Annotated in this window: 20 protein-coding genes and 1 pseudogene; 7 read left to right on the top strand and 14 right to left on the bottom strand. The window is 70.8% G+C overall.

The genetic code is table 11. The features are described from left to right. Window positions 1-394 precede the first annotated feature (394 nt). Window positions 395-2,302, bottom strand: coding sequence for a translational GTPase TypA (gene typA, locus ACFVYN_RS07405; protein ID WP_389993823.1), 1,908 nt, complete (start codon window positions 2,300-2,302; stop codon window positions 395-397). 128 nt (window positions 2,303-2,430) lie between these two features. Continuing rightward, a complete protein-coding gene (locus tag ACFVYN_RS07410; RefSeq protein WP_389993826.1) occupies window positions 2,431-4,686 on the bottom strand; it encodes an ABC transporter family substrate-binding protein in 2,256 nt (751 codons plus the stop codon). Window positions 4,687-4,984: 298 nt separating this feature from the next. Here ACFVYN_RS07410 and ACFVYN_RS07415 point away from each other — a divergent pair, with 298 nt between their 5' ends. From ACFVYN_RS07415 to ACFVYN_RS07430, 4 genes are read left to right on the top strand one after another with little or no spacing between them, the layout of a single operon-like run. Then, window positions 4,985-5,275, top strand: coding sequence for a hypothetical protein (locus ACFVYN_RS07415; protein ID WP_007384473.1), 291 nt, complete (start codon window positions 4,985-4,987; stop codon window positions 5,273-5,275). Window positions 5,276-5,294: 19 nt separating this feature from the next. Then, on the top strand, window positions 5,295-6,131 hold the full coding sequence (locus ACFVYN_RS07420; RefSeq protein ID WP_389993828.1) for a hypothetical protein: 837 nt from the start codon (window positions 5,295-5,297) through the stop codon (window positions 6,129-6,131). Next, complete coding sequence (locus ACFVYN_RS07425) at window positions 6,131-8,065, top strand: fumarate reductase/succinate dehydrogenase flavoprotein subunit (RefSeq protein ID WP_389993830.1); 1,935 nt, start codon at window positions 6,131-6,133, stop codon at window positions 8,063-8,065. The genes ACFVYN_RS07420 and ACFVYN_RS07425 overlap by 1 nt, the downstream gene beginning before the upstream one ends. Continuing rightward, window positions 8,062-8,832 (top strand): succinate dehydrogenase/fumarate reductase iron-sulfur subunit, encoded by a 771-nt coding sequence (locus ACFVYN_RS07430; RefSeq protein WP_389993833.1) that lies wholly within the window; start codon window positions 8,062-8,064, stop codon window positions 8,830-8,832. The genes ACFVYN_RS07425 and ACFVYN_RS07430 overlap by 4 nt, the downstream gene beginning before the upstream one ends. Before the next feature lie 68 nt (window positions 8,833-8,900). Here ACFVYN_RS07430 and ACFVYN_RS07435 read toward each other — a convergent pair whose 3' ends face one another. Then, a complete protein-coding gene (locus tag ACFVYN_RS07435) occupies window positions 8,901-9,803 on the bottom strand; it encodes an NAD-dependent epimerase/dehydratase family protein (protein ID WP_389993836.1) in 903 nt (300 codons plus the stop codon). Between the two features lie 28 nt (window positions 9,804-9,831). Continuing rightward, window positions 9,832-10,158, bottom strand: a complete 327-nt coding sequence (locus ACFVYN_RS07440; protein WP_389993838.1) for a Dabb family protein — start codon at window positions 10,156-10,158, stop codon at window positions 9,832-9,834. 122 nt (window positions 10,159-10,280) lie between these two features. On the opposite strand from ACFVYN_RS07440, the gene ACFVYN_RS07445 reads away from it, so the two are divergent. Further along, window positions 10,281-10,898 carry a TetR/AcrR family transcriptional regulator gene (locus ACFVYN_RS07445; RefSeq protein ID WP_389993841.1) on the top strand — a complete coding sequence of 206 codons (618 nt, stop codon included), beginning with the start codon at window positions 10,281-10,283 and terminating at the stop codon, window positions 10,896-10,898. Window positions 10,899-11,054: 156 nt separating this feature from the next. On the opposite strand, the pseudogene ACFVYN_RS07450 reads toward ACFVYN_RS07445, so the two are convergent. The 3 genes and pseudogenes from ACFVYN_RS07450 to ACFVYN_RS07460 form a co-directional block, all read right to left on the bottom strand. Then, window positions 11,055-11,451 (bottom strand): annotated as a pseudogene (locus tag ACFVYN_RS07450) (IS630 family transposase); the annotation flags it as partial. A gap of 123 nt (window positions 11,452-11,574) precedes the next feature. Continuing rightward, entirely contained in the window at window positions 11,575-12,543 is a 969-nt protein-coding gene (locus tag ACFVYN_RS07455) for a phosphotransferase (protein ID WP_389993844.1), read from the bottom strand. 45 nt (window positions 12,544-12,588) lie between these two features. Then, window positions 12,589-13,671 carry a hypothetical protein gene (locus ACFVYN_RS07460; protein WP_389993847.1) on the bottom strand — a complete coding sequence of 361 codons (1,083 nt, stop codon included), beginning with the start codon at window positions 13,669-13,671 and terminating at the stop codon, window positions 12,589-12,591. 141 nt (window positions 13,672-13,812) lie between these two features. Between ACFVYN_RS07460 and ACFVYN_RS07465 the strand changes: the two genes are divergently transcribed. Next, complete coding sequence (locus ACFVYN_RS07465) at window positions 13,813-15,135, top strand: hypothetical protein (protein ID WP_389993849.1); 1,323 nt, start codon at window positions 13,813-13,815, stop codon at window positions 15,133-15,135. On the opposite strand, the gene ACFVYN_RS07470 is transcribed toward ACFVYN_RS07465, so the two are convergent. From ACFVYN_RS07470 to ACFVYN_RS07495, 6 genes are all read right to left on the bottom strand, one after another. Next, window positions 15,132-17,759: a SpoIIE family protein phosphatase gene (locus ACFVYN_RS07470; protein WP_389993851.1), complete on the bottom strand. Its 2,628-nt coding sequence runs from the start codon at window positions 17,757-17,759 to the stop codon at window positions 15,132-15,134. The two genes, ACFVYN_RS07465 and ACFVYN_RS07470, sit on opposite strands and share 4 nt — an antisense overlap. Before the next feature lie 199 nt (window positions 17,760-17,958). Next, the gene (locus ACFVYN_RS07475) at window positions 17,959-18,366 is read right to left on the bottom strand and encodes an ATP-binding protein (RefSeq protein WP_389993854.1); all 408 of its coding nucleotides are present in this window, start codon (window positions 18,364-18,366) and stop codon (window positions 17,959-17,961) included. A gap of 106 nt (window positions 18,367-18,472) precedes the next feature. Further along, the gene (locus tag ACFVYN_RS07480; protein WP_389993856.1) at window positions 18,473-18,874 is read right to left on the bottom strand and encodes a (deoxy)nucleoside triphosphate pyrophosphohydrolase; all 402 of its coding nucleotides are present in this window, start codon (window positions 18,872-18,874) and stop codon (window positions 18,473-18,475) included. Between the two features lie 25 nt (window positions 18,875-18,899). Further along, entirely contained in the window at window positions 18,900-19,091 is a 192-nt protein-coding gene (locus ACFVYN_RS07485; protein WP_389993859.1) for an SPOR domain-containing protein, read from the bottom strand. A 312-nt stretch (window positions 19,092-19,403) separates the two neighbouring features. Then, a complete protein-coding gene (locus ACFVYN_RS07490) occupies window positions 19,404-20,156 on the bottom strand; it encodes a GntR family transcriptional regulator (protein ID WP_389993862.1) in 753 nt (250 codons plus the stop codon). Between the two features lie 147 nt (window positions 20,157-20,303). Next, on the bottom strand, window positions 20,304-21,584 hold the full coding sequence (locus ACFVYN_RS07495; protein ID WP_389993864.1) for a DUF4190 domain-containing protein: 1,281 nt from the start codon (window positions 21,582-21,584) through the stop codon (window positions 20,304-20,306). A gap of 83 nt (window positions 21,585-21,667) precedes the next feature. Between ACFVYN_RS07495 and ACFVYN_RS07500 the strand changes: the two genes are divergently transcribed. Then, window positions 21,668-22,855: a serpin family protein gene (locus ACFVYN_RS07500; protein WP_389993867.1), complete on the top strand. Its 1,188-nt coding sequence runs from the start codon at window positions 21,668-21,670 to the stop codon at window positions 22,853-22,855. Here the strand turns inward: ACFVYN_RS07500 and ACFVYN_RS07505 are convergent. Beyond that, complete coding sequence (locus ACFVYN_RS07505) at window positions 22,839-25,049, bottom strand: DEAD/DEAH box helicase (RefSeq protein WP_389993870.1); 2,211 nt, start codon at window positions 25,047-25,049, stop codon at window positions 22,839-22,841. The two genes, ACFVYN_RS07500 and ACFVYN_RS07505, sit on opposite strands and share 17 nt — an antisense overlap. Between the last annotated feature and the right edge of the window lie 206 nt (window positions 25,050-25,255).

Consider the following 25,255-nt stretch of genomic DNA (forward strand, 5'->3'; position numbering starts at 1 on the left):
CTCGCAAGGTCTCGGTTCGATCACACCTTGTGCGGACATCTTCCAAAATCCGGACAAAGGGTTTGCGAAGAGATCCCTGCGAAACGGACTTGTTACACACCTATCGGACTTGAATGTTCGCATACCGAACGAAGCGGGCGTGAAAATTCAGTTGCGGAACTGCCGCCCCTGTGCAGAGGCGCACGATCCGCCACGCCCGGTTCGAGCGGTCCGCGTCTCGAGACCGATCGCCGGCTCACAGAAGACGGACAGAACCGCACTGGCGAAAGCCTAGTGCGGTTCGAGCCGCCCTTACGGATCCGGAACGAGCACGAGGGTTTTCCCTACCCTCGCCCCAACAAAAAGCCGGCCACCCCGCGTTGCGGAGTGCCCGGCCAGTCGTGCGACGGTGAGGTCAGCCGTTCTTGGCGCGGCTCGCGGCGCGGGCGCGCTCGCGGGCGTCCAGGTTCACCTTGCGGATACGGACCGCCTCCGGGGTCACCTCGACGCACTCGTCGTCGCGGCAGAACTCCAGGGACTGCTCCAGGGAGAGCTTGCGCGGCGGGACGATCGCCTCGAACGAGTCGGCCGAGGACGACCGCATGTTGGTGAGCTTCTTCTCCTTGGTGATGTTCACGTCCATGTCGTCGGAGCGCGAGTTCTCACCGACGATCATGCCCTCGTACACCTCGGTGCCGGGGTCGACGAACAGCACACCGCGCTCCTGGAGGTTCGTCATCGCGAAGGCGGTGACGGCACCGGCGCGGTCGGCGACCAGCGATCCGTTGTTACGGGTCGTCAGCGTGCCGAACCACGGCTCGTGGCCCTCGTGGATGGAGTGGGCGATGCCCGTGCCGCGCGTGCCGGTCAGGAACTCGGTACGGAAGCCGATGAGGCCGCGGGAGGGCACGACGAACTCCATGCGGACCCAACCGGAGCCGTGGTTGGACATGTTGTCCATCCGGCCCTTGCGGACACCCATGAGCTGCGTGACCGCGCCCATGTGCTCCTCGGGCACGTCGATGGTCATGCGCTCGACGGGCTCGTAGACCTTGCCCTCGACCTCCTTGGTGACCACCTGCGGCTTGCCGATGGTCAGCTCGAAGCCCTCACGGCGCATCTGCTCGACCAGGATCGCCAGGGCCAGCTCACCGCGGCCCTGCACCTCCCAGGCGTCCGGGCGCTCGGTGTCGAGCACCCGCAGCGAGACGTTGCCGACCAGCTCGCGGTCCAGGCGGTCCTTGACCTGACGGGCCGTGACCTTGCGGTCCTTGACCGCGGCCTTGTTCTCCGCGCCCTTGCCGGTGCCACCGCGGCCGACCAGCGGCGAGGTGTTGGTACCGATGGTCATCGAGATCGCCGGCTCGTCGACCGTGATGAGCGGCAGCGGGATCGGGTTCTCGGGGTCGGCGAGGGTCTCGCCGATCATGATGTCCGGGATACCGGCGACGGCACAGATGTCACCGGGGCCCGCCTTCTCGGCGGGCTTGCGGGTGAGCGCCTCGGTCATCAGCAGCTCGGTGATGCGCACGTTGGACATGGTGCCGTCGCGCTTGATCCACGTGACGGTCTGGCCCTTGCGCAGCTCGCCCTGCTCGACGCGCAGCAGCGCGATACGGCCGAGGAAGTTGTCGGCGTCCAGGTTGGTGACGTGCGCCTGGAGCGGGGCCTCGGTGTCGAACTCCGGGGCCGGGACGTGCGAGAGGATCGTGGAGAAGAACGGCTCCAGGCTGTCGCTGTCCTGCGGGACCGTGCCGTCCTCCGGCTTGGTCAGCGAGGCGATGCCGTCCCGCGCACACGCGTAGACGATCGGGAACTCGATCTGCTCCTCGTCGGCGTCGAGGTCGAGGAAGAGGTCGTACGCCTCGTTCACGACCTCGTCGATGCGCGAGTCGGGGCGGTCCGTCTTGTTGATGCACAGGATCACGGGCAGGCGGGCCTGCAGTGCCTTGCGCAGCACGAAGCGGGTCTGCGGCAGCGGGCCCTCGGAGGCGTCGACCAGCAGGACGACCGCGTCCACCATCGACAGACCGCGCTCGACCTCGCCACCGAAGTCGGCGTGGCCCGGGGTGTCGATGATGTTGATGGTGATGACGTCGGAGCCATCCTTGGGGTGGTACTTCACGGCCGTGTTCTTGGCCAGGATCGTGATGCCCTTCTCACGCTCCAGGTCGTTCGAGTCCATCATGCGGTCGTCGAGCGACTCGGCGGCGTGCGCGGCGAAGGCACCGGCCTGCTTCAGCATGGCGTCGACAAGAGTCGTCTTGCCGTGGTCGACGTGGGCGACGATGGCGACATTGCGGATGTCGTGGCGCGTGGCCATATTGCGGCGTACTCCCAAGTGGTGAGAAGGCCCTGCTACGAACGTCCGTGTGACGCGGGCCTGCCGGGCTCAACATGCCACGGCCTCACCCCATCGTACGTTGCCTCCCGGGTAGGGGCTCGCCGGGCTCAGTGAGCGGTGGGCCCGGAAGCCGGCTTCGCGCCCTTCTTCAGGAAGCCCATGTCCTCGTAGACCGGCGTCTGGAACCCGAAGGAACCGGCGTTCACCAGGTTCTTCTTCGCGGCCGTCAGCTGGGGCCGCTGGTACAGCGGGATGGATCCCGCGGCGGCCCAGATCCGGGAGTCGGCCTTGCGGATCAGGCTCCGGCTCTTGCCCTCGTCGAGCGTGGACACGGCCTGGTCGAAGAGCTGGTCCACCTGGTCCGTGCCGACCCGGGTGTAGTTCTGCTCGACGTTCAGGGACCCGTCGGCGGCCGGCACCGGCTTCGCGAAGATCGGGCGGGCGTCGGTGGCGGGGAAGGCGGACGCGGGCCAGGAGTACAGCGCGAGGTCGTACTGCCCGGAGGCGATGTGGTCCTTGAAGTAGCTCTCGTCGGAGACCTTGGAGATCTCGGTCCGGATGCCGACCTTCGCCAGCATCGTGGAGATCCGCCCGGCCACCGTGCGCAGCGTCTCGGAGCCCGGTCCCGACGGGAGCACGAACCGCAGGGCGAGCGCCTTGCCGTTCTTGGCCAGCGCCTTCGTCGCCGCGTCCGCCGGAGCCGCCGTGCCCTTGGGGGCGTACGCTCCCGGCGCGCCGCCCTGCTTCAGCCTGTTCGCGTACTGCTTGCCGTCCTGGGCGAGGTGCCGCGGGCCGTCGCCGCCGCTGCGGCGGTCCTTGGGGTCCTTGCCGTCGCTCTTGTCGCCCTCGTGGCGCTTGTCGTCACTGTTGTCGTCCTCGCCGACGATGGACGTCCCGTCGTCCCCGTCCGCGGAGTCCTTTCCGGCCTTCCTGCCCTCGGTCCCCGCCGCCTTCTCGCCCTTCTTCTTCTCCTTCTCGACCGGGCCGCCGGGCACCCACCCGGCGTCCGCGAGCAGCGCCCGGGCCTCCTTGGCGTCCTGGCCGCCGAGCGCGCCGCTGTTGTCGGCGTAGGCGTCCTGGCCGGAGAGCGCGAGGTGGCTGCCGACGGGCACGGCGGGCAGCCCGAGCGGCGAGAGGACGACGCCGGCCAGCGCCTTGCGGTCGATGGCGCGGGCCACGGCCCGGCGCACCCGCTCGTCGGCGAGCGGACCCGAGGCGCCGTTGAGGGCGAGCTGGGTGTAGGCGGGCTCCAGGGACCTGCGGACCTCGAAGCCCTTCAGCGCCGCCTGCTCCCGGGCGTACGCGGCGAGCGCCCTGCGCTTCTTCTGCGAGGCGCTGATCTCCTCGTCGGCGGCCTCCTCGTCGTCCCCGTGGGCGACGGCCCAGGAGCGCAGCGCGTCGGCGGCCGCCAGGTTGCTGCCGGAGCGGTGGCCGTGGAGCGCACCCGGACCGGCGAGCGGGCTGCCGGCGGACGTGGCTCCCGCGCGGGCGGCCAGGCCGATGCGGCCGAGGGCCTCGGGGTCGACCTCGGCGAGCTCGATGGTGCCGGCGGCCAGCGCGGTGGCCCGCTTGTCGCGCGGTACGGCGCGCAGCACGATCTCGTCGAGCTTGGCGGGGTGGCCCCACCAGCGCGGATTGCGGGTGAGGGTGATCTCATCGTCCTTGCGGTCGACCTTCTTCACCTGGAAGGGACCTGCGGTGACCTTGAGCTTCTTGCGGGCGGAGTCGTTGAAGGCGTCCGGGGTGCCCATGACGTCCTTCGGGTACAGCGGCGAGAACAGCGAGCGCCAGTCGGCGTACGGCCGCCCGAAGGTGACCTTGACCTCCAGGTCGTTGGCCCCGCGTTCGATCTTCGCGATGCGCTCGTAGCCAGCGTTGCGGGCGGTCCAGTACGCGGAGTCCTTGCCGGACAGGGCGCGCCACTGGGCGGCGAAGTCGGCGGCGCCGATCTCCCGGCCGTCGCTCCACACGGCCTGCTGGTTCAGCTTGTACAGCACCACCTGCTTGGGCTCGGTCTCGACGACCTTGGCCGACTCCAGATAGTCGGCATCGACCTGCGGCCGTCCGTTGGCGTCCAGCCGGTACATCGAGGGCAGGACCGCCTGGGCGACGGTGGTGGTGGTCGCGTCGGCGTCCGCCTGGAAGGTGTTCAGGGTCTCGGGGACGGCGTCCACCGCCCAGTGCAGGGTGCCGCCGTCGGCGACCAGGTCGCGGGCGGCGGGCGCGATGTCCTGTTCCGCGAGCGGCTTGCTCGCCTTCTCGTCGGAACTGCACCCGGACAGCGCGGTGACCGCGAGCGCGCCCGCGGTGAGGAAGCCGACCGAGCGCGTGACCGCGCGCAGGGCGACGCCGTTGTGGGACATCTCTGCTTACCTCCGGGAGCCGCGGGCGTTATGATCACTTTTGGCGGTATATGGAGCTGATCACATGTATGCGGCCACTGAAGAGGAAAGGGTTCGGCAACGGACGGCGACACGGCGACGACGGCCGGGAAGCCCACCCGTGCGGCGCAATCGACGGCGCACGAGGGGCGCGCACGGCGGCTCACGATCCGCCAATCGGTGCACGTCCCTTCACACCGGCAGGTGTGACGCGCAACACTCGCAGGCGCATGACCGTTCCCGTCCAGGGCAACCCCGCCCACGGAAGTGAGGTCACGTCATGTCCGTGAACGACGAACTGGCAGCGGCCCAGCGCTCGCTCGACGAGGTGCTCAGGTACGTCAAGCGCCTGGAGCAGCAGCTGGGCAGCGGCGGTCTGGAGATGCGCCGGGTGCGGATCGACGCCGACCGCCTGCGCGAGAGCCTCGCCCTGCTGAGGGAGACCGACCCGGCGCTCGCCAAGGCGCGCCGCCCGGATCTCGTCTCGATCTCCGACACCCCGTACGACAACACCCTGTGGACGGACTCGGACGACGAGGGACTCGGCGCCCGCGACCGCCGAGCCCCCTGATCCCGACCGGAGTCAAGCGTTGGCCACTGGTACGGAACCTCCCGACACCGAATCCCATCCCGTGAGCGGCGGCGTACGCGCCGGTACGCGCGCCGCGATCGACGCCCCGCACCTGCGCACCGACCGCTGGTGGCTGGCGCCCGCGGCCACGGCCGCGGGGCTGCTCGCCTTCATCGTGTACTCGACCTGGCGGGCCTTCGCCGACACGGACTACTACGCGGCCCCGTACGTCTCGCCGTTCTACTCCCCCTGCCTGGCCGAGCGTTGCGCACCCATGCGGCACGGCCCCAACTGGGAGCTCTTCGGCGGCTGGTGGGGCATCTCGCCCGCGATCATCATCCTGATCTTCCCGCTCGGCTTCCGGCTGACCTGCTACTACTACCGCAAGGCCTACTACCGGGGCTTCTGGGCGTCCCCGCCGGCCTGCGCGGTGGCCGAGCCGCACAAGAAGTACACCGGTGAGACCCGCTTCCCGCTGATCCTGCAGAACATCCACCGGTACTTCTTCTACGCCGCGATCGTGGTCGCCGGGATCCTGACCTACGACACCGTGCTCTCGTTCCGCGACGAGCACTACGCGTGGGGCCACATGGGCCTGGGCACCCTCGTCTTCCTGATCAACATCGTGCTGATCTGGACGTACACCCTCTCCTGCCACTCCTGCCGGCACATCGTCGGCGGCAAGCTGAAGCACTTCTCGAAGCATCCCGTGCGCTACCGGATGTGGCAGTGGGTCGGGAAGCTCAACGCCCGGCACATGCAGCTCGCCTGGGCGTCGCTGGTGAGCGTGGCGCTCGCCGACTTCTACGTGTACCTGGTCGCCTCCGGCGCTTTCGACGATCCGAGGTTTTTCTGATGTCCGTGGTCGACCGGCAGGAATGGGACGTCGTCGTGGTCGGCGCCGGAGGGGCCGGGCTGCGGGCCGCCATCGAGGCCCGCGAGCGCGGTGCCCGTACGGCGGTGATCTGCAAGTCGCTGTTCGGCAAGGCGCACACGGTGATGGCCGAGGGCGGCATCGCGGCCAGCATGGGCAACGCCAACTCGAACGACAACTGGCAGGTCCACTTCCGCGACACCATGCGCGGCGGGAAGTTCCTCAACCAGTGGCGGATGGCCGAGCTGCACGCCCAGGAGGCCCCGGACCGGGTCTGGGAGCTGGAGACCTGGGGCGCCCTGTTCGACCGCACGAAGGACGGCCGGATCTCCCAGCGCAACTTCGGCGGCCACGAGTACCCGCGCCTGGCCCACGTCGGCGACCGCACGGGCCTCGAACTGATCCGCACGCTCCAGCAGAAGATCGTCTCGCTCCAGCAGGAGGACCACAAGGAGACCGGCGACTACGAGTCGCGCCTGAAGGTCTACCAGGAGTGCACGGTCACGAGGGTCCTGAAGGACGGGAGCCGTGTCTCCGGTGTCTTCGCCTACGACCGTGAGACCGGCCGTTTCCTCGTCCTGGAAGCCCCGGCCGTCGTGATCGCGACGGGTGGCATCGGCAAGTCCTTCAAGGTGACGTCGAACTCGTGGGAGTACACCGGCGACGGCCACGCGCTGGCCCTGCTCGCGGGCGCACCCCTGCTGAACATGGAGTTCGTGCAGTTCCACCCGACCGGCATGATCTGGCCACCGTCGGTCAAGGGCCTCCTCGTCACCGAGTCGGTGCGCGGCGACGGCGGAGTGCTCAGGAACGCCGACGGCAAGCGGTTCATGTTCGACTACGTCCCGGACGTCTTCAAGGAGAAGTACGCCGAGTCGGAGGAGGAGGGCGACCGCTGGTACGAGGACCCGGACAACAACCGGCGTCCCCCGGAGCTGCTCCCCCGCGACGAGGTGGCCAGGGCCATCAACTCCGAGGTGAAGGCGGGCCGCGGCTCCCCGCACGGCGGGGTCTTCCTGGACGTGTCGACGCGGATGCCGGCGGAGGTCATCCGCCGGCGGCTCCCCTCGATGTACCACCAGTTCAAGGAGCTGGCCGACGTCGACATCACGGCCGAGCCGATGGAGGTCGGGCCGACCTGTCACTACGTGATGGGCGGTATCGCGGTCGAGTCGGACACGGCGGCGGCGCGCGGGGTGCCGGGGCTGTTCGCGGCCGGTGAGGTCGCGGGCGGCATGCACGGCTCGAACCGGCTCGGCGGCAACTCCCTCTCCGACCTGCTGGTCTTCGGGCGCCGGGCGGGCTGGCACGCGGCCGAGTACGCGACCGGGCTCGGCGGGAGCCGCCCGCCGGTGGACGAGACCCAGGTTGACGCGGCGGCGGCCGAGGCGCTCAGGCCCTTCTCGGCGGAGGGCACCGAACCCGCCGTAGGACCTCCGGAGAACCCCTACACCCTCCACCAGGAGCTCCAGCAGGCGATGAACGACCTGGTCGGCATCATCCGCCGCGAGGGCGAGATGGAGCAGGCCCTGGAGAAGCTCGGGGATCTTCGGCTACGGGCCCGGCGGGCCGGGGTCGAGGGGCACCGGCAGTTCAATCCGGGCTGGCACCTCGCGCTCGACCTCAGGAACATGCTGCTGGTCAGCGAGTGTGTGGCGCGGGCCGCGCTGGAGCGGACCGAGTCGCGCGGCGGCCACACCCGCGAGGACCATCCGGCGATGGAGCGCAAGTGGCGCCGGATCAACCTGCTGTGCCGACTGACCGACCCGACGGGCGGGTTGGCGGCGACCGACCCCGTCCGCGGCCAGATCGACCTCACCCGTGAGACCACCGACCCCGTCCGCGCCGACCTGCTCGCCCTCTTCGACAAGGAGGAGCTGGTCAAGTACCTCGCCGAAGAGGAGCTGTACGAATGAGCGGCTACACGGCCCACTTCAAGGTATGGCGGGGCGATGTGAAGGGCGGCGACCTGGAGGACTTCAAGGTCGAGGTCAACGACGGCGAGGTGGTGCTGGACATCATCCACCGCCTCCAGGCCACCCAGGCGCCCGATCTCGCCGTCCGCTGGAACTGCAAGGCGGGCAAGTGCGGTTCGTGCTCGGCGGAGATCAACGGGCGGCCCCGGCTGATGTGCATGACCCGCATGTCGGTGTTCACGCCGGAGGAGACGATCACCGTCACCCCGCTGCGGGCCTTCCCCGTCGTCCGGGACCTGGTCACGAACGTCGGCTTCAACTACCAGAAGGCGCGCGAGGTCCCGGCGTTCGTGCCGCCGCCGGAACTCGGGCCGGGCGAGTACCGGATGATGCAGGAGGACGTGGACCGCTCGCAGGAGTTCCGCAAGTGCATCGAGTGCTTCCTGTGCCAGGACACCTGCCATGTCGTCCGGGACCACGAGGAGAACAAGACGGCCTTCGCGGGCCCGCGCTTCCTGATGCGCGTGGCCGAACTGGACATGCATCCGCTGGACGCGGCGGAGGAGGCCGGCCTGGACCGCAAGAAGACGGCCCAGGACGAGCACGGCCTCGGCTACTGCAACATCACCAAGTGCTGCACGGAGGTCTGCCCCGAGGGCATCAAGATCACGGACAACGCGCTGATCCCGCTGAAGGAAAGGGCCGTCGACCGCAAGTACGACCCGCTGGTGTGGCTGGGATCGAAGATCAGGAGGAGGTCTTCCTAGTGCCGTGACCACGAACGTTCACGGTGTCGGCGGCCATGCCGTCGGCCTGCAGGTGTGGCGGTGGGAGTTCAGCTGACCTCGTTGCGGACGGCGGTGTCGAGGTCGGTGGCGGTCATGCGGAAGGTGTCGGCGGTCTCCGTCGCGTCCATGTGGAACGGCGCGTACCACTGGTAGTCCATCTCGGCCATCTCGCGGGCGATCGGCACGATCAGCCCGGCCGTACGCGTCACGGAGCGCGGTATCTGGATGAGTTTGACCGGTGGCCGGCCCGCCGCGACGGCGTAGCGCCGCGCCAGCTCGCGAATGGTGACGGCCGGCGGAGACGGCACGTGCCAGGGCCGGCCCCACGCGCGTTCTTGCGAGGCCAGCGTGATGAGGGCCTGTGCCATGTCGCCGTTGAAGGTGAAGGTGTGCGGCATGTCCAGGTGGCCGGTGATCCAGGCCGCTTTTCCCTTCTGCAGGGCCGACTTGATGAGCAGGGAGTAGATGCCGTTGGCGTCCTTGCCGATGTAGTCGGAGCCGCGGACCTCGACGGTGCGGATCCCCCCGGTGAGGGCCTGTTCCCACATGCGTCTGCGCAGGCGGCCCTTGTGTCCGGTGGCGGCCATGGGGGTGTGTTCGTTCATCCGGCCACCGGGCTGCGGACCGTAGGCGTAAAGGCTGCCGGTCAGCGCGAGGACGGCGTCGTTAGCCTTGGCAGCGGCGATGGCCGCCGTCTGCAGGGGCGGCAACAGGCGCTCCCACACCGTGTACGAGGGTGGATTGGCGCAGTGGTAGATCACTTCCGCGCCGCGGGACAGCTCGGTCAGGCGGGACGGGTCGGACGCGTCCGCGGCGACCCGGTCGACCAGCCGGTGCTCGGGGCCGGAGCCGCTGCGGGTGACGATCCGGACGCTCTCGCCGCACTCGGCGAGCAGACGGGCGACGTTGGTACCGATGGAACCGGCACCGATGACGACGTGCTTGGCCATGACGGTTTCTCCTTCTCCGGGGTCTCGGTCAGTCGTCCACGCCGGAGCCGGTACAGGTGGGCACGTCAGCGAGCATGCCGGCGATCTGCGGGTTGAGCTCGTGGCGGCGCCGGTGCAGTTCCTGGATCTTGGCGTTCAGGTCGGGGTCGTCGTCGTCACTGACGTCGAAGATCTCCCGATGTTCGACGACGAACACCGCGCCGTACGTGTAGTCGCCGCCGTGGTCGCGGCCGACGACGAAGGACTTGATGACAGGGTTCGACCGGCCCTGATTGCGCCAGCTCTCGAGCACCCCCTCGATCTGCTCAGGCGTCGCAGTGGCCTTCGTCGTGACTCTGTTGATGTGGTAAATCATGACTTACTACCCGTTCTTAACGTCGTTAGATTTTCTAACGGCGTTAACTATGACGTGCATCGCCGACGCGGTCAAGGCGGTGACTAGTGTTCGAGAACACCATCGAAGCGAAGTGACAGACCATGCCGACCAGCAGAAGACGGGCCCGCGAACGGGCGAACACCCGGGAGCGGATCATCGAGGCCGCGCTGCACGTCCTCGAGACCGAGGGCATCGCGGCCCTGACGATCCGGCGCATCGCCACCGACGTCGAATACTCCGCGCCCGTCGTCTACCAGCACTTCGCCAACAAGGACGCGCTCGTACTGGAGCTGGTCGCGCATGGCCACCACCTGATGCTGACCGAGTTCCGCCGAGCCGCGCAGGAGCCCGACACGGACCGGCGGATGACGCGCATTGCGTCGCAGTACGTCCGGTTCGCCGGCGAGCACCCCCACCTCTTCCAGGTCATGAACGACCCGGTGGTCGACGCGGACGAACGCCGACGCGTCGCGGAACCGGTCATCGACGTCCTCAAGGAGCTGCTCACCTCCTGGTCGGCTGCCCACGACGTGGTCCTGGCCGATTTCGACGAGGCTTGCGAGATCCTCTGGGGCACGCTGTACGGCGTCGCGTCGCTCGGTCACCTCGGCAACGTAGGCAGCGATCGCGCCCGCCGCCTCGCCGAACAGGCGCTCCGCGCGATCCTTCTCGGCTGGCAAACCGAGGCACTGGCGAACGGTCGACCGGCGAGCAGCTAGGTGCTCTGACCGCTGTGGTTCGCCGGGCACGGGGCGTTGCCACCTTGACCTTGAAATCGCCCAGAGCCGGACACGACCGCGGCCCTGGAGCGGCTCCAGACGGTGCTGTCCGAACTGGGAGTCGCGGACTGCGCGACGTTGAACGTCAGCGAAGGATCAAGCCGCCGTCCTCGCTCGTCCGCCCCATCGGATGCCTTTCTCACTGCGGCTGCGGGCGCGCTCTCGACGCTGGGGCTCGGCGTGAAGCACAGCTCGACCCTGTTCTTCTTCGCCCAGCGGCGGATGGTGTCGCCCTTGGGGGCGGACAGGTTGTCCAGGATGACGTACATCGGGGCGCCGTCCGGGCGAGCGGCCCGGATCGACCTGAGCAAGCAACCGTGGAAGTACCGCACTCCGTGAGTGCGGTGGTACGTCGCGGGATGGCGCTCGGGGTCCGGTGACTCCTTCCAGGTCTTGGTGCGCTGGAAGGTGATGCCGCGGCGGGCGAGCAGGCACCGTGATGCCTCGCGGCCGATCCGGATCACGCGGCCGTCACTTTCCGCAGGTAGGCGACTGGTGCTGCCCCGGCGCACGATCAGCTGCAGTTTCTGCCCTCCTGATCGGTCAACCTGCGCACACGGACAGGCTCTGCCACCACACCCCCAGCGGTCGGGACGGACATACAGATAGGTGCCGATCACCGGCTGATGAGCTCCAGCACCCTGACCAGGTTGGATTCCGCGATCTCCCGCATCCGGTCCGGGTTCGGGAAGTCGCCCTCGATCAGGCGAAGGGGGCCGGCGACCAGGGACACGTGCATGGCGAGGCGGTAGAGGTTCATCCGGTCCTCGTCCAGGCCGAGGGCGCGCAGGACGTCGTAGTACTGCGGTCCCAGGCGGATGCGCAGGAAGACGTGCTCCCACTCGACGTCGAAGTACATGAGCCCTTCGATGTCGATCAGGGCGGGCCTCCCCCGGTCGTCCAACAGGACGTGGTCGGCGCCGAGTTCCCCGTGGATGAGGGTGTGCCGGGCACGCGGCCGGACGGCTGCGGCGAGCCGCCGTACGGTCTCCTCCAGATCGTCCCGTACGCCGGCGATCCGTTCGTCCCGTACGGCGGCCTGCTCGATGTGGCGCAGGGCGCCCTCGGTGATGCGCTGCTCGCACGAACTCGCCGAGGAGGTACCGCCGTTGTCGACGAGCCCGACCTTGCCGAAGGCGGGGCCCCGCTGGGTGTGCAGGGTCCGGAGTTCGGCTGCCAGCAGCTCCAGCGCGGCGCGACCGGCGACCGGGTCCCGTTCCAGAGCCTCCTCCAGGCTGCCGCCCCGCATGTCCTCGACGACCACGGCGTTCATGGCGGTGTCGACGTGCAGGAGGCGAGGCGTGCGGACACCGGCGGCGACCAGCCGGTCGTGGGCGGCCGTGAACACATCGAGATCCGTGCCCGCCGAGAAGGGGTCCCGAGGATCGGAGGGCCCGGCGTCCCAGTAGTCCTCGTCCGCCGACCAGACGTAGGCGACGACGGTCGTGTCGTCGAGGGCCAGCCGGTAGACACCCTTCTTGCTGCCACCGCGGAGCCGGGTGACGCCGGTGAGGGCGCGGCCGGTCGCGGCGCGGGCGAGGGGGGCGAGGTCGTCGCGGGTGAGGTGTCTGCGGGTGGTGGTCATCCGGCAGATCGTCGCAGTGCGGTGCGCCGGACCGCAGGTGGTTTTCTAACCGGCCCAGTCCTTCTCGTACGCCGTCCAGTCCGCCTCCGTGGCCGCGAAGTCGACGTACAGCGCCACGCCGAAGTTCGCGCGGTCCGCGTCCGTGCGGGAGAGCCCGAGGCGGACGCCCCGGACGGCCGCGGGGACGGTCTCGGCGAAGGACCAGTGGTCGAAGTTGTCCTCCCGGTAGAAGGGCAGGCCCATCAGCAGGTCGGTGGAGTCGGGGGTGACCTCCAGGGCCAGTGAGGTCTGCTGGGCGACATAGCCGCCGTACAGGCTCTCCAGGGGCGTGGCCGTGTCGTACGACATCACCGCGATCTGGTCGACCCGGCGCGCGACCTGACCGAAGTAGGCCTGCGACCACCACTTGGGGTGCCCGGTGAGCGTGCCCGCGACGGAGTGCAGTGCGGGGAGCGGGTCGATCTGGTGGGCGGCGACGGAGAGGGGCACGCCGTGGGCGCGGGTGACCCGGCGGAGGGCGTCGAGGAGGTCGAGGTAGTCCTCGTCGCCGGAGTGCAGGGGCTCCAGGTCGAAGTGGGCGCCGTCGAACCCGGTGTCGACGATCTGACGGGTGGACCGTACGACGGCGGCGCGGGTGCCCTTCTCGGTGAGGCGCAGTCCGTCCGGGCTCTCGGTGGCGAGCTGGTCGCCGAGCCAGGCCTGCACCCGGATGCCGGGGGCCGCATTGTGGACGGCGTCGATCAGCCACCGCGCCTTCGGGTACGCCGACCCGGGCAGCGTCCCGTCGTGTTCCAGCGGCCCCGCGTGGACGTACAGGTCCCGGATCCCGGTGTCCCGCAGGCGCCGGGCGAGGGCGGTGACGTCGGCGTCGGCCTTGCGCCCGTCCACCCAGGCATGCCCGAGCCAGATCGCGTCCTTGCCCCGGGTGCGGGTGCCGTCCGCGGGGTCACCGGCGTAGTTGAGGCGGAGGGCGACGGCGGCGGTGAGAAGGGGAAGGAGGACGACGAGCGCGAGCCCGGCCAGGCCCCGGCGGAGCCGGCGTCGGCGTCCCTGCTTCGGCGCCGGTGCTTCCTTCTCCGCCTCGCCGTTCCCGCCCCCGTCGACCCGTATGCCCCGCACCTCTGACATCCGCTCCCCCGCTCTCCTCACGTAGCCCCACCTGTCCCACCCCGCTCGCGCCCCCGCATTCCAGCCCATACGCTCCAAAACGTGACGCCATCCTTGATACGGGGCCGACCGCGGCGGGGCCGCTCGCACATATCCGCGCGGGTGACACATGCCCTGCTGGGTGTGGTCGCCGGAATCGTGTGGCTGGTGTTGCCGTGGATGACGATCAACGACGACGCTCCGGTTGCAGGCGCACGCACGAGCGCCGCCGCCCCGGCCGCGGACAAGTCCTCCGGCACCGACCTCGTCCTGCCGGTGGCCGCCCTCGCCGTGGTGGCGGGCCTCGCCGCCTACGGCTCCGTCCGCCGGATCCGCCGCACCCGCAGCCGTACGACACCGGCGGCCGCGGGCACGACCCACGTCGGCGCGTACCCCTCCCCCGCGGCCACGCCTCTGCTCGCCGACCTCGACGAGCGTTCCCGGGCCTCCCTGGTCGACGCCGACAACCGTCTCCGCGCCCTCCACGAGGAACTCACCTTCGCGGAAACGGAGTTGGGCCCCGAGACGGTGGCACCCCTCGCCCAGGCGGCCGAGGCGGCGGAGGCCGAACTGGCGGCCGCGTGCGCGATACGGCGGCGGTACGAGGAGGGCGTACCGGAGGAGGCGGCCGCCCTTGCCGGAGTCGTGGGCCGCTGCGAGGAGGCCGGGCGGCGGCTGACCGGGGCGGCGGAGAGCCTGCGCGCCCTGCGGGGGCTGGACCGCGACCCCGCCGCGGCCCTGGCGTCGGCCGAGACCCGCTTCCGTGAACTGACCGCCCGCACGGCCCAGGCGGAGACCGCGCTCACGGACGACTCCGTCATCGGCTATGTCGAACTGGCCAAGGACAGCCTGGTCAGCGCCACCGTCCAGCTCAACGAGACCCACCAGGCCACCGCCTCCGGTCGGCCCGACGAGGCGGCCCACCACCTCCGCGCGGCGGAGAGGGCGATCGCCCGGGCCGATGTGCTGGTGTCGGCCGTGACCCGGCTGCGCGGGACGCTCACCGAGGCCGCCCGGCTGATCCCGCCCGTTCTCACGGGCGCGGAGGCGGAACTGGCCCCCTTCCGTGACGGCACCGCGTACGAGGGCGAGACCTACGCCCGGCTCCTGCACGCCGACGCGGTCCTGGCCGCCGTACGACAGGAGACGACGTCCGGGCGGCCGTACGATCCGCTCGGCGTGCTGCGCCGGATCGTGCACGTGACCGCGCCGCTGGCGACCGGCCGGTCCGGGGTGCTCCCGGTGGCCGCGCTGCTGGTCGCCCGGGAGTCCGTGGCCGCGGCGGACGACTACGTCACCGTCCACCGCGAGGCGGTCGATGCCGCGCCCCGCATGCTGCTGTCCAAGGCGCGGCTGACCGGTGATCTCCCGCGCGCGGACGTCCTGGCCCGCGAGGCGCGTGACCTCGCCGAGCGGGACGTACGGCTGCGCGGGCACCCCGCCTAGAAGAGGCTCAGCAGTGCCTCCGCCGGGTCCACCATGCCGCTCTGCCCGTCCGGCAGCGGCAGTTCGAACCACACCGTCTTGCCGCGCGGGGTGCGCCGGGAGCCCCAGGCCGCGCTGAGCAGGCCGACCAGCTGCAGGCCCCGGCCGCCCTCGTCGGTGTCGCGGGCGCGGCGGCGGCGGGGCTGGACGAGACCGGAGTCCCAGACCTCGCAGACCAGGGTGCGGTCCAGGAGCAGACGGAGCCGGATGTCACCCTCGCCGTACCGCAGGGCGTTGGTGACCAGCTCGCTGACCAGGAGTTCCGTGGTGTCGACCAGGGGCTCCAGGTCCCAGCTGAGCAGCTGGCCGCGGGCGTACTCGCGGGCCCGGCCCACGCTGCGCGGCTCGCGAGGGAGGGTCCAGTCGCCGACGGATCCGGCGGGCAGGCCCTGGACGCGTGCCATCAGCAGCGCGATGTCGTCCTCGCCGTGGTGGGTGTCGAGGGTGTTCAGGACGTGGTCGCAGACGTCCTCGAGCGGGGCGGAGGGATCGGTGAGCGCTCCGACGAACGCCTGGAGACCTTCGTCGAGGGGGTGATCGCGGCTTTCGACCAGTCCATCCGTGTAGAGCGCGAGCAGGGCGCCTTCGGGTAGTTCGACCTCCACCTCCTCGAAGGGCTCGCCGCCGACGCCGAGCGGCATGCCGGGCGGCACGTCGAGCATCAAGGCGTCCTCGCCGGGTTCGACCAGCACGGGCGGCAGGTGGCCCGCGTTGGCGAAGGTGCAGCGGCGGGTCACCGAGTCGTAGACGGCGTAGACGCAGGTCGCGAGGTACACCTCCAGGAGGTCCGCCTCGCGGGGGCGGCGGGCCGCGCGGGTGGCCTGCTGGACCCCGCCGGGGGCGCCGAGACCGCGGGCGATCTCGTCCAGCGCGCCCAGCACCTCGGCCGGTTCGAGGTCCAGGAGGGCCAGGGTGCGGACGGCCGAGCGGAGTTCGCCCATGGCCACGGCCGCGCGCAGACCGCGGCCCATCACATCGCCGACCACCAAGGCCGTGCGGTGTCCCGGCAGTTCGATGACGTCGAACCAGTCGCCGCCGACCTCGCTGGGGCGGTCCGCGGAGGAGTTGCCGGGCAGATAGCGGCAGGCGATGTCCAGGCCGGAGGCGACCGGGTCGCCGGGCGGCAGCAGGGACCGCTGCAGCATCAGGGCCCGCTCGTGCTCCCGCCGGTACAGGCGCGCGTTGTCGATACAGACCGCGGCCCGCGCCGCCAGCTCCACCGCGAGATCCCGGTCCCGGTCCCCGAACGGCTCGCTGCCCTTCGTGCGGGAGAACTGCACGAGTCCTACGACGGTGTCGTGGGCGACCATCGGCACCGCGAGCGTGGACTGCACGAGGCCGCCCTCCTCGGCCGGGACGTACTGCGGGCGGGCGGTGCGCAGGGCGTCCGCGCAGGGCGAGTTGAAGGGGTAGTGGTGGACCGCGCCGAGCGCGACGGGGGCACCGGAGCCGGCGAAGGGGGCGTCGGAGACCGCGCTGGCGAAGGCGACCCGGCGCAGTTCGGCGCTGCCGTCGGCGAGCCCCGGCGGGGTCTCGTCACCGGCCAGCAGGCCCTGGTAGAGGTCGACGGTGGCCAGGTCGCAGAAGCCGGGGACGACGACGTCGAGGAGTTCGCGGGCCGTGGTCTCCAGGTCGAGCGAGTTCCCTATACGGGCGCCGGCCTCGTTGAGGAGGGCGAGATTGCGCCGGGCGGCCGCGGCCTCGCGGGCGGCGGCACGGCGGGCGGTGATGTCGGTTCCCAGCCAGGCGATGCCGATGGGCCGGCCGGACCCGCTGCGCACCCGGTACAGGTTGATGGACCAGTGGCGGCGCTCGTCGGAACCCGGCAGGAAGCCGGTGACATGCATGTCGGTGATGGAGTCGCCGGTCTCCAGGACCCGGCGCAGGGTCGCGCTGACCCGCTCGGCCTCGGGGCGCGGCAGATAGTCGTGGACCCCCTTGCCCCGGTGATCGTCGGGGCTGCCACCGAAGAGGGAGGCGAAACGGTAATTGACGCGGCGGACCCGCAGCTCCGGGTCGATCAGCACGAACCCGAAGGGTGATTGACCGAAAATCGCCTGCGAGGCGGCGAGGTCGGTCTCGATGCTGCGCAGCGTGCGCACGTCCACCACGATGCAGACGGCGGCCTTCTCGCCCTCCTCGGTCCGCGTCGGCATGACGTAGACCTCGGCGAGTCCCTCCCGGCCGCACTCGCCGTCGGCCGCCGACGCGGGCACCCGGAAGGGGACCACACCCGTCCACTCGCGGCCGTCCAGGATCTCCGCCATCTTGCGCTGGCCCTGTGCGCGCAGGTCGTCGTCGATGAACGCCTCGATGGGGTCCATGCCGACGGCGTGCTCCGCGGGGATGCCGAAGAGCTGCTCGGCGCGCAGGCTCCACTGGTCGACCAGACCGTCGGGGCCTATGGAGAAGGACGCGACCTTGATGTAGTCGTAGATCGAGCCGGGCGGGCTGCTCTGCCACATGGCATCACCGGACGGCGCGTCGCCGTGACGGACATGGACCGCGACAGCATCCATGGCCGCAGCCCTCGCGCCCTCCGACGGGTCCTTCGACTCCGTGGCCTTCGCTGGTATCTCGCTCACGCGAACCGTCCCCTCCAGCTCACCGCGTCCGGTACCGGTCACCGGGGGCGGCTGCCCGCAGTATCCAGCACTACGGCGCCGCACAACACGGTGTTCACGATCACAGCACGATCCCGACGGTTTTCGGTCCGGACTGCGACAACACTTCCAGTCTTCTAACCAGCGGACACGACGTCGAACCACCGCGATGACGTCCTGTTCATCCTGGTACCGAGAGTTCGAACCAGACCGTCTTGCCGGTGACGCCGGGGCGGGTGCCCCAGCGGTGGGCGGCGTGGGCGACCAGTTGCAGTCCGCGGCCGCTCTCGTCGTCCAGCTCGGCGACCCGTTCGCGGGGCAGGTCGGGCAGCGGGTCGGAGACCTCCACCAGGAGCACGCCGTCGACCGTCTCCGGGCGGACCAGACGGACGCCGATGGGGCCGGTGGCATGCCGTAGCGAGTTGGTCACCAGCTCGCTGACCAGCAGGGCGGCGATATCGGCGAGACCGTCGAGATTCCAGACGGTCAGCCGGCTTCTGACGGCCGTGCGGGCAGCGCGCACGGCGCCCGGGTCCGCGGGGAAGGTCCACTTGGCGCAGTCGCCTTCGGTGTCGATCACGCCGATCACATCCCGGGCCAGCCCATGTCCGCTTTCGTGGGGTTAAGGGGCACATACCCGATATCAACGGTGCAGTACCGCAGCGAATGGGGTATGCGGGGGCGCTTGAGGACCCCTAGGACCCCTGGAGCGCCTTCAGTGCGCCGATCGCTTCCACGTCCTGGTCGAGCCAGTCCACGTCCCCGAACTCGTCCGGGGTCAGCCAGCGCAGTTCGTCGTGGTCCTGCAGGGGCTTGGGCTCGGCGGAACCCGGGAGCAGACGGGCCCGCCACGCCTGGAGGACATACGGGGGTCTCAGCGGCCACTCACCCGGCACGCGCTCCAGCGCCTGCGCCTCGACGCCGAGTTCCTCGCGCAGTTCGCGTACCAGCGCCTGCTGCGGCGACTCCCCCGGCTCCACCTTGCCGCCCGGCAGCTCCCAGCGGCCGGCCAGTTCGAGCGGGGCGCTGCGGCGGGCGGCGAGGAGGCGGTCGCCGTCGCAGAGGGCGGCCGCCACCACCACGATCCGTTCCGTCATGCGCCGGAGCCTACGGGAGGCTCCGTCAGTCGGCCGAACTCGAGCCGTTCGGGCCGATGCGCTCGACCCAGTAGAGCTGTTTGTGGCCGCGGCCATCGAGACTGTCGGCGATCTTCTGGGCCTCCGCCCGGGTCGCGTACCTGCCCACGCGGTAGCGATTGCCGTTGTCGTCCTGTCGTATGACGAGCCAGGGGAGAGTGATCGTGCCGTCGTTCATTGCGCCCCACCGCTCCTTCCCGACCTGCGTCGAGCCCCACCCGATAAGGAAACCGCACTCCGCATATGCCGGAGCTTACGCCCAACCTTTACGCAGCGAACACGCGTTTTCACAAAGAGGTACGCAACCAGCCAGGACGGACTCCTCCGACAGGGGGCGCGCCGGTGAACACGCCCCCGGTGGACGGCGCTGCCTCCGGTCGGGGACGCCTCTGACACAGCGGTGTCGACCTGCGAGAACGGCCGAATTCGAACGGCGTTCGCCTACCGGCCGGTTCGGTGTTCGCCCGGGGCAACCTCCCAGGGGCGTGCGCTACTTCACCGGGAGGTGGTACGCGACCTGGTAGCGGTCGGCCGGAACGACCACGTCGGCCGTCTCCACCGGCCGGCCCGAGGCGTAGTAGGTGCGGTGGACCACGAGGACGACATGCCCGGGGACACCGCCCAGCGCCAGCAGCTCCTCGGCGAGGCCGGGGCGGGCGCCGACCTCCTCGGTGACGTTGTCCACGACGACATCGATGGCGGCCATGCGCTCGACCACGCCCATGCCGCCGAGGGGGCCCTCCTCGGGGAGCATCACGGGAGTGCGCCCGGTGACCGCGAGGGGCTCCCAGGAGGTGGAGAGCATCATCGGCTCACCGGCCTCCCGGAAGACGTACTTCGTGCACATCACCCGGTCACCGGGCCGGATGGCGAGCCGCTCGGCGATGGTCACCGAGGCCTCGGTCTGCCGGCTGCTGGACTCCCAGGTGCCGCGCCCCTCCCCCTCGGCCTGCTCCTGCCGGAAGGGGGTGGCACCGGAGGCCGGGCGGTAGCCGGAGCGGGCGATCCGCCGGGGCACGGGCCGCTCGCGGACGTACGTCCCGGAGCCGGAGCGGCCCTCGACCAGGCCCTCGGCCATCAGCACCTTGCGGGCCTCCAGCGCGACGGTGTCCGAGACGCCGTACTCCTCGCGGATCCTGGCCTGGGACGGCAGGCGGGTGTGCGGTGGCAGCGAACCGTCGACGATCTTCTTGCGGAGATCACCCGCGACGCGCAGGTACGCCGGTTGCTCACCGAATGTCACTGGCCGCTCCCATCAGGTTGTACAGACAGCAACAGCCTGGCAACCGTGGGTTGGCCCATGCAAGCAAAGGCCAGAGAATCACTCGATGTGATGACATGTTCCGCTGGGGGGCTTTACGCAGGCACTTTCTCCCCGCTATGGCGGCGCTCACACATTGAGCTCGCCATCCCCCGAATCGCCGCCCCCGCCGCCGGAGCCCTCGTCGTACGTCGGCCGCTTGGTGGCCAGCCCCAGAGCCTTGCGTGCGGTGACCGTGCTGGGGCCGTCGACGTACTCGTACCCCTTGTCGTAGTGGGTGTAGAAGGCGTCCACGTCCGCGTCGTCGGCCGCGGTGACCGCCTTCGCCCACTCGCCGCGCGCTTGCCGCATGTCCTTCACCAGGGCGGCGACCTGCTTGTCGGCCTTGGCCGGCCAGGAGTGCGCCCCGAGGGCCCTGATCTGGTCGCCGAGGCTGTCGTGGAGGTCCCGCGACCAGTCCCGGTAGCCGGACAGGTCGTCCTCCGGGTAGTCCTCGGGCTCCTCCCACAGCACGGCGTCGAGGGCGTTGAGGGACTTCAGGAGGGAGATCTGGTACGTGTCGAGCGTGGTCTCGTCGGCGCGCAGTGAACCGGTCAGGGTCGCCTTGCCGTCGGTGTTGCCGAAGATGCAGGTGACCTCGCGGTCGCCGAGGCGCCAGCTCTGCCGGGTCGGGCCGAAGTAGTACACGTCGACGTTCTTGGGCAGCGCCCAGGTGTCCATGGCGTAGGTGTCCCGGAGCGGGTAGCACTTGTCGTCGGCGGCGTCGGAGACCGCGCCGTCACCCGGGAAGGCGGAGCCGCCGGCCATCCTGAACTCGCCGAACACCTCGCCGTCGTGCGCGCCCGCGCAGGGCACCTCGTCGACGTCGTAGGTCAGGCCTTCGAGGGACTCCCCCGGCGCGTCGAAGCACTGGCCCTTGACCGCCGAGAACGCCGTGCCCTGCGTCGCGCCCTTCTTGAACCCCTCCCAGGCGTCGGAGAGCCCGCCGGTGGCGAGCACCAGGACCCACAGGGCCAGACCCAGCGACGACAGGACCGAGCCGGCGATCGCGAGCCCCTTGCCGGACTGGCCCTTCTTCCTGATCTGCACCAGCGCGATCACGCCCAGCACCAGTCCCACGGCCGGGAAGCAGCACAGGACGCCGAGCACCAGGGAGGCGACGGCGAGGCCGTTGACGGAGGAGGGGCGGGCGTAGGGGCTGTAGCCCTGTCCCCAGGTCCGGTACGGCGGGCCGTAGGGTTGCCCGAACGGCTGCTGCCCGTACGGCTGTTGTCCATACCGGTGCTGCCCATACGGGTGTTGCCCGTACGGCTGCCCATACGGCTGTGGTCCCTGCGGCTGTTGTCCCTGTGGCGGTGGCCCGTACGGGTCCGGGGCCGGGGACGGCCCAGGGGGCGGGGGTATGGACACGGGTACCGTGCTCCTGGTTCAGGCAGTGGCGGGGAACTGACGTACGACAGGGCGCATGGTATGCGCGGGGCGGGCGGGGTGGAATGCCGATCACGGGTGCGACGGCCCAGGCGGTGAACGGGCTCACGGCACGGTGGGCGGGGGCGTCTTCCGGGGGGACCGTGTTCTCGGCCGCCGGGGTGTGGCCGCTGCTGGCCTTCCTGGCCGACGGGGCCAAGGGCACGGCACGGGCCGAGCTGGCACGGGCGCTCGGGGTGCCCGCGGACCAAGCGGCCGCCGCGGCGCGGGAGTTGCTCGACGAACTGGCCGACACCGAGGCGCTGGACTCGGCAATCGGGCTGTGGACGAAGCGGACACTGGAGCCGCGCGAGGAGTGGGAGGCTGGGCTGCCCACCGACGCGCTCGGGGTCCTCACCGGCGATCCCGCCCTCGACCGGCGGGAACTGGACGCCTGGGCCCAGAAGCGGACGGGCGGGCTGATCGAGCGGATGCCGGCGGACGTGCGGGACGACACCGCGCTGGTGCTGGCGAGCGCGCTGGCCCTGCGGACCACGTGGCTGCGGCCCTTCGAGGTGCGTCCGGTACGGCCGTCCCAGGGCCCCTGGCAGGGCCGGACCCTGCGCGGGCTGAACCGCCGGAGCGTGCGGCTGGACCGGGTGGGGGTGGCGGCCACGCCCGAGGGCCGGGTCACCGAGGCGAGGGTGCTCGGCGACAACGGCGTCGACGTCCATCTCCTGCTCGGGGACGAACCCATGCTGCCGGGTCAGGTGATCGCGGCGGGGGCGGCCGTGCTCGGCGGCACCTGTCCGGTCGTACGGGGGTCATCGCTTCCGTACGGGCCTGCGGGGCCGGGGCTGCGGGTGGAGGAGCAGCCGTGTGCCGGCCCTCGGCAGCCGACGCTGGAGGTGACGACGGCGGCGTTCGAGGTACGGGCGCACCACGATCTGCTGGACCTGCACGGGCTGTTCGGCCTCACCGCGGCACGGGACGCGCGGCTGGGCCACTTCCCCGGCGTCAGCGCCTCGCCCCTGGCCGTCGGCTCCGCCCGGCAGTCCGTCCTGGCCCGCTTCGACGCGCTCGGCTTCGAGGCGGCCGCGGTGACGGCGGTCGCGGCGGTCCCCGGTGGGCCGCCGCCCACACCCCGGTACACGTCGACCGTGGTCACAGCCACGTTCGACCGCCCCTTCGGCTTTCTCGCCGTACACCGGGAGACGCGGCTGGTGCTGACGGCGGGGTGGGTGACGGAACCGGCGTTCACTCCGCTGCTGTGAGCCTGTCGTCCGTCATTCCCAGGCGGGCCTGTTCCTCCTCGACGATCCGGCGGGCCAGTTCGGTGTCCGACACGTCGATCGCGTCCGGGGACGCCTCGGCGACGGCGCTGCGGCGGGCGTAGGCGTCGAAGAGGCGTGTCTTGGCCTCCAGGAGCTTCACCAGGCGTTCGTCGACGCCCCCGGTGGCGAGGAGCCGGTACACCCGGACCGGCCTGACCTGACCCATACGGTGGGCCCGGGCCACCGCCTGGTGCTCGATGGTCGGCTTGACCTGGGGTTCGCAGATGACGACGACGGAGGCGGCCTGCATGTTGAGGCCGATGCCCGCTGCCTGGATCTGCGCCACGAGCACCGCGGGGCCGGGAACGCCCGCGAAGTCGTCGACGATCTGCTGCCGCCGCCCGGCCGGGACGCCTCCGGTGAGCGGACCGAACAGCGGCACGCCGTCGGTGTCCCCGGCCACCAGCGCTTCCTTCACCACGCTCAGTACGTCCTTGAAGTAGGAGAAGACCACCGTCTTCTGCCCGTTCTCCCCGGCCTCCTGAACGATCTCCCGGAGCCGGTCCAGCTTGGCCGACTTCTCGGGGCGCAGGTACGCGGCCCTGCGCATCGCCATGAAGTTGCCCGCGCGCACGGCCTCGCGGTACGCCTCCTCGTCCGACGCGCTCAGTTCCTCCCACTCGTCGGTCTGCTGCAGACTCGGGAGTTCCGTCAGCACGTCCTCCTGGTTGCGCCGCAGGTAGACCGGGGCCACGGCCTTGCGGAAGGCGACCGATCCGGCCAACGCGTCCCGTTCACCGAGGGCGTCCGCGAGGTCGCCGTCGAGCATCCGGACCAGGTTGTGGAACTCCACGACCCGGTTCTCCATCGGAGTCCCGGTCATCAGGAGGGTGCGTCCGCAACGCTCCGCCCACAGAGCGACCGCCTGGGACCGCTTGGCCTTCGGGTTCTTCACGGAATGCGCTTCGTCCACCACGAGCGCTCCCACCTCCCCGTCGCCCGGTGCGGGGAACCCGCGCAGCGCGTCGAAGGTGGCCACGCCGACCCCGCCCCGCCCCTTCCAGTCGGCGAACGCCTCGTGCCGGTCGGGGCCGTGGAGCACCATGACACGCAGGGCGCTGCGGGCCTCGATCTCCCGTGTCCAGTTCACGAGGACGCTCGCCGGGCAGACGACCATGAAGTGGCTCTGTCCCTCGGCGGCCAGGTGTGCCAGCACGGCGATCGCCTGGATGGTCTTCCCGAGGCCCATCTCGTCGCCGAGGATCACCTTGCGCTGCGCGAGCGCGAACCGCGCGCCGAACGCCTGGTACCCGCGCAGGGAGACCCGCCGGTGCGCGTCGTCGAGACGCTGGCCCCGTACCCTCTCGGCGATCTCGTCCGGCAGGAACCCCTCGGCGGCCGCCGCGTCCGGCGGTCGCCCGGAGATCTCGGCGAGCAGGCTGTAGTACTCGGCGGAGCGGAGTTCGAAGTCCACCCAGGCCGCTATGTCGGACGAGGGGCCCCGGAGCAGGTCCACCGATGCCTGGGCGAACAGCCCGGCCGGCTCCGCCCGGTCCGCCTCGTCCACCAGTGACCGGATCTCGGTGACCGCCGCCGACGCGCGCGCCTTCTTCTCCGCGCCCGCCAGGAACATCCGGATCCGGCTGGTGGCGGGCCCGGCGTCGGCGAGCAGCGGACCGAGCCGCTCCGACAGGACGGCGGCCCTGTCCACCGCGCGACGGGCGTCGGGACCGGCCTCGACCAGTACGTGCAGGGCCGTGACGAGCGCGGTGGTGCTCGGTTCGGGCCGGTCCACGTCGATGTGGACGGCCACCGTCTCGTGCACGGCCTCGGAGAGCCGGCGGGCGGCCGCGAGCATCTGGTCGACGGTGCGCTGCCCGACACCGGGAATCTGCCGCAACCGGTAGGGCCCCGCTTCGAGAACGCTGCTCACCGTGCGCAGTCCGCTCTTCTCGACACTGCCCAGCCGCAGCCGCCCCTCGGTGACGTCCTGCAGTCGGGCGACGGGGATGGTGTCGAGTTCCCGCTTCACCGCCGCGTCGTGGATCGGCTTCAGCGCCGCCCGTACCGCATCCACCGCTCTTGCGTGGTCACCGGCCACCGCCCGGGCCGCCTCGTGCAGCCGTGCTCCCCTCGCGACCGTGTCCCGCTCGCCACGCCCCACGCTTCCCGCCCCTCCGTCGCCCTCCCGCATCCTCCCACCGCTCGGGCGGGCGGCGCGGACGGTGCTGTGGCGGTTCAGGAAGCGGGGTCCCGGCCGGAAGGCGACCGCGGCATGGCACAACTCTGTCGGCCTGCCGCGAGCCCGGCGGGCCGACACACTTGCGGGCGAATTTTTCCCCGGGGACAATCCGCACCCCCAAGGGTAGCGGGCGCCCCCGCCCGGGTGCCCGCAGGGCC

Source organism: Streptomyces sp. NPDC058307, from assembly GCF_042880295.1.
Classification (GTDB): Bacteria; Actinomycetota; Actinomycetes; order Streptomycetales; family Streptomycetaceae; genus Streptomyces.

Coding starts and splice junctions, on each gene's coding strand:
- typA (WP_389993823.1), bottom strand. CDS start 2,302: ATGGCCACGCGCCACGACATCCGCAATGTCGCCATCGTCGCCCACGTC.
- ACFVYN_RS07410 (WP_389993826.1), bottom strand. CDS start 4,686: ATGTCCCACAACGGCGTCGCCCTGCGCGCGGTCACGCGCTCGGTCGGC.
- ACFVYN_RS07415 (WP_007384473.1), top strand. CDS start 4,985: ATGTCCGTGAACGACGAACTGGCAGCGGCCCAGCGCTCGCTCGACGAG.
- ACFVYN_RS07425 (WP_389993830.1), top strand. CDS start 6,131: ATGTCCGTGGTCGACCGGCAGGAATGGGACGTCGTCGTGGTCGGCGCC.
- ACFVYN_RS07430 (WP_389993833.1), top strand. CDS start 8,062: ATGAGCGGCTACACGGCCCACTTCAAGGTATGGCGGGGCGATGTGAAG.
- ACFVYN_RS07435 (WP_389993836.1), bottom strand. CDS start 9,803: ATGGCCAAGCACGTCGTCATCGGTGCCGGTTCCATCGGTACCAACGTC.
- ACFVYN_RS07440 (WP_389993838.1), bottom strand. CDS start 10,158: ATGATTTACCACATCAACAGAGTCACGACGAAGGCCACTGCGACGCCT.
- ACFVYN_RS07445 (WP_389993841.1), top strand. CDS start 10,281: ATGCCGACCAGCAGAAGACGGGCCCGCGAACGGGCGAACACCCGGGAG.
- ACFVYN_RS07455 (WP_389993844.1), bottom strand. CDS start 12,543: ATGACCACCACCCGCAGACACCTCACCCGCGACGACCTCGCCCCCCTC.
- ACFVYN_RS07460 (WP_389993847.1), bottom strand. CDS start 13,671: ATGTCAGAGGTGCGGGGCATACGGGTCGACGGGGGCGGGAACGGCGAG.
- ACFVYN_RS07480 (WP_389993856.1), bottom strand. CDS start 18,874: ATGACGGAACGGATCGTGGTGGTGGCGGCCGCCCTCTGCGACGGCGAC.
- ACFVYN_RS07485 (WP_389993859.1), bottom strand. CDS start 19,091: ATGAACGACGGCACGATCACTCTCCCCTGGCTCGTCATACGACAGGAC.
- ACFVYN_RS07500 (WP_389993867.1), top strand. CDS start 21,668: ATGCCGATCACGGGTGCGACGGCCCAGGCGGTGAACGGGCTCACGGCA.
- ACFVYN_RS07505 (WP_389993870.1), bottom strand. CDS start 25,049: ATGCGGGAGGGCGACGGAGGGGCGGGAAGCGTGGGGCGTGGCGAGCGG.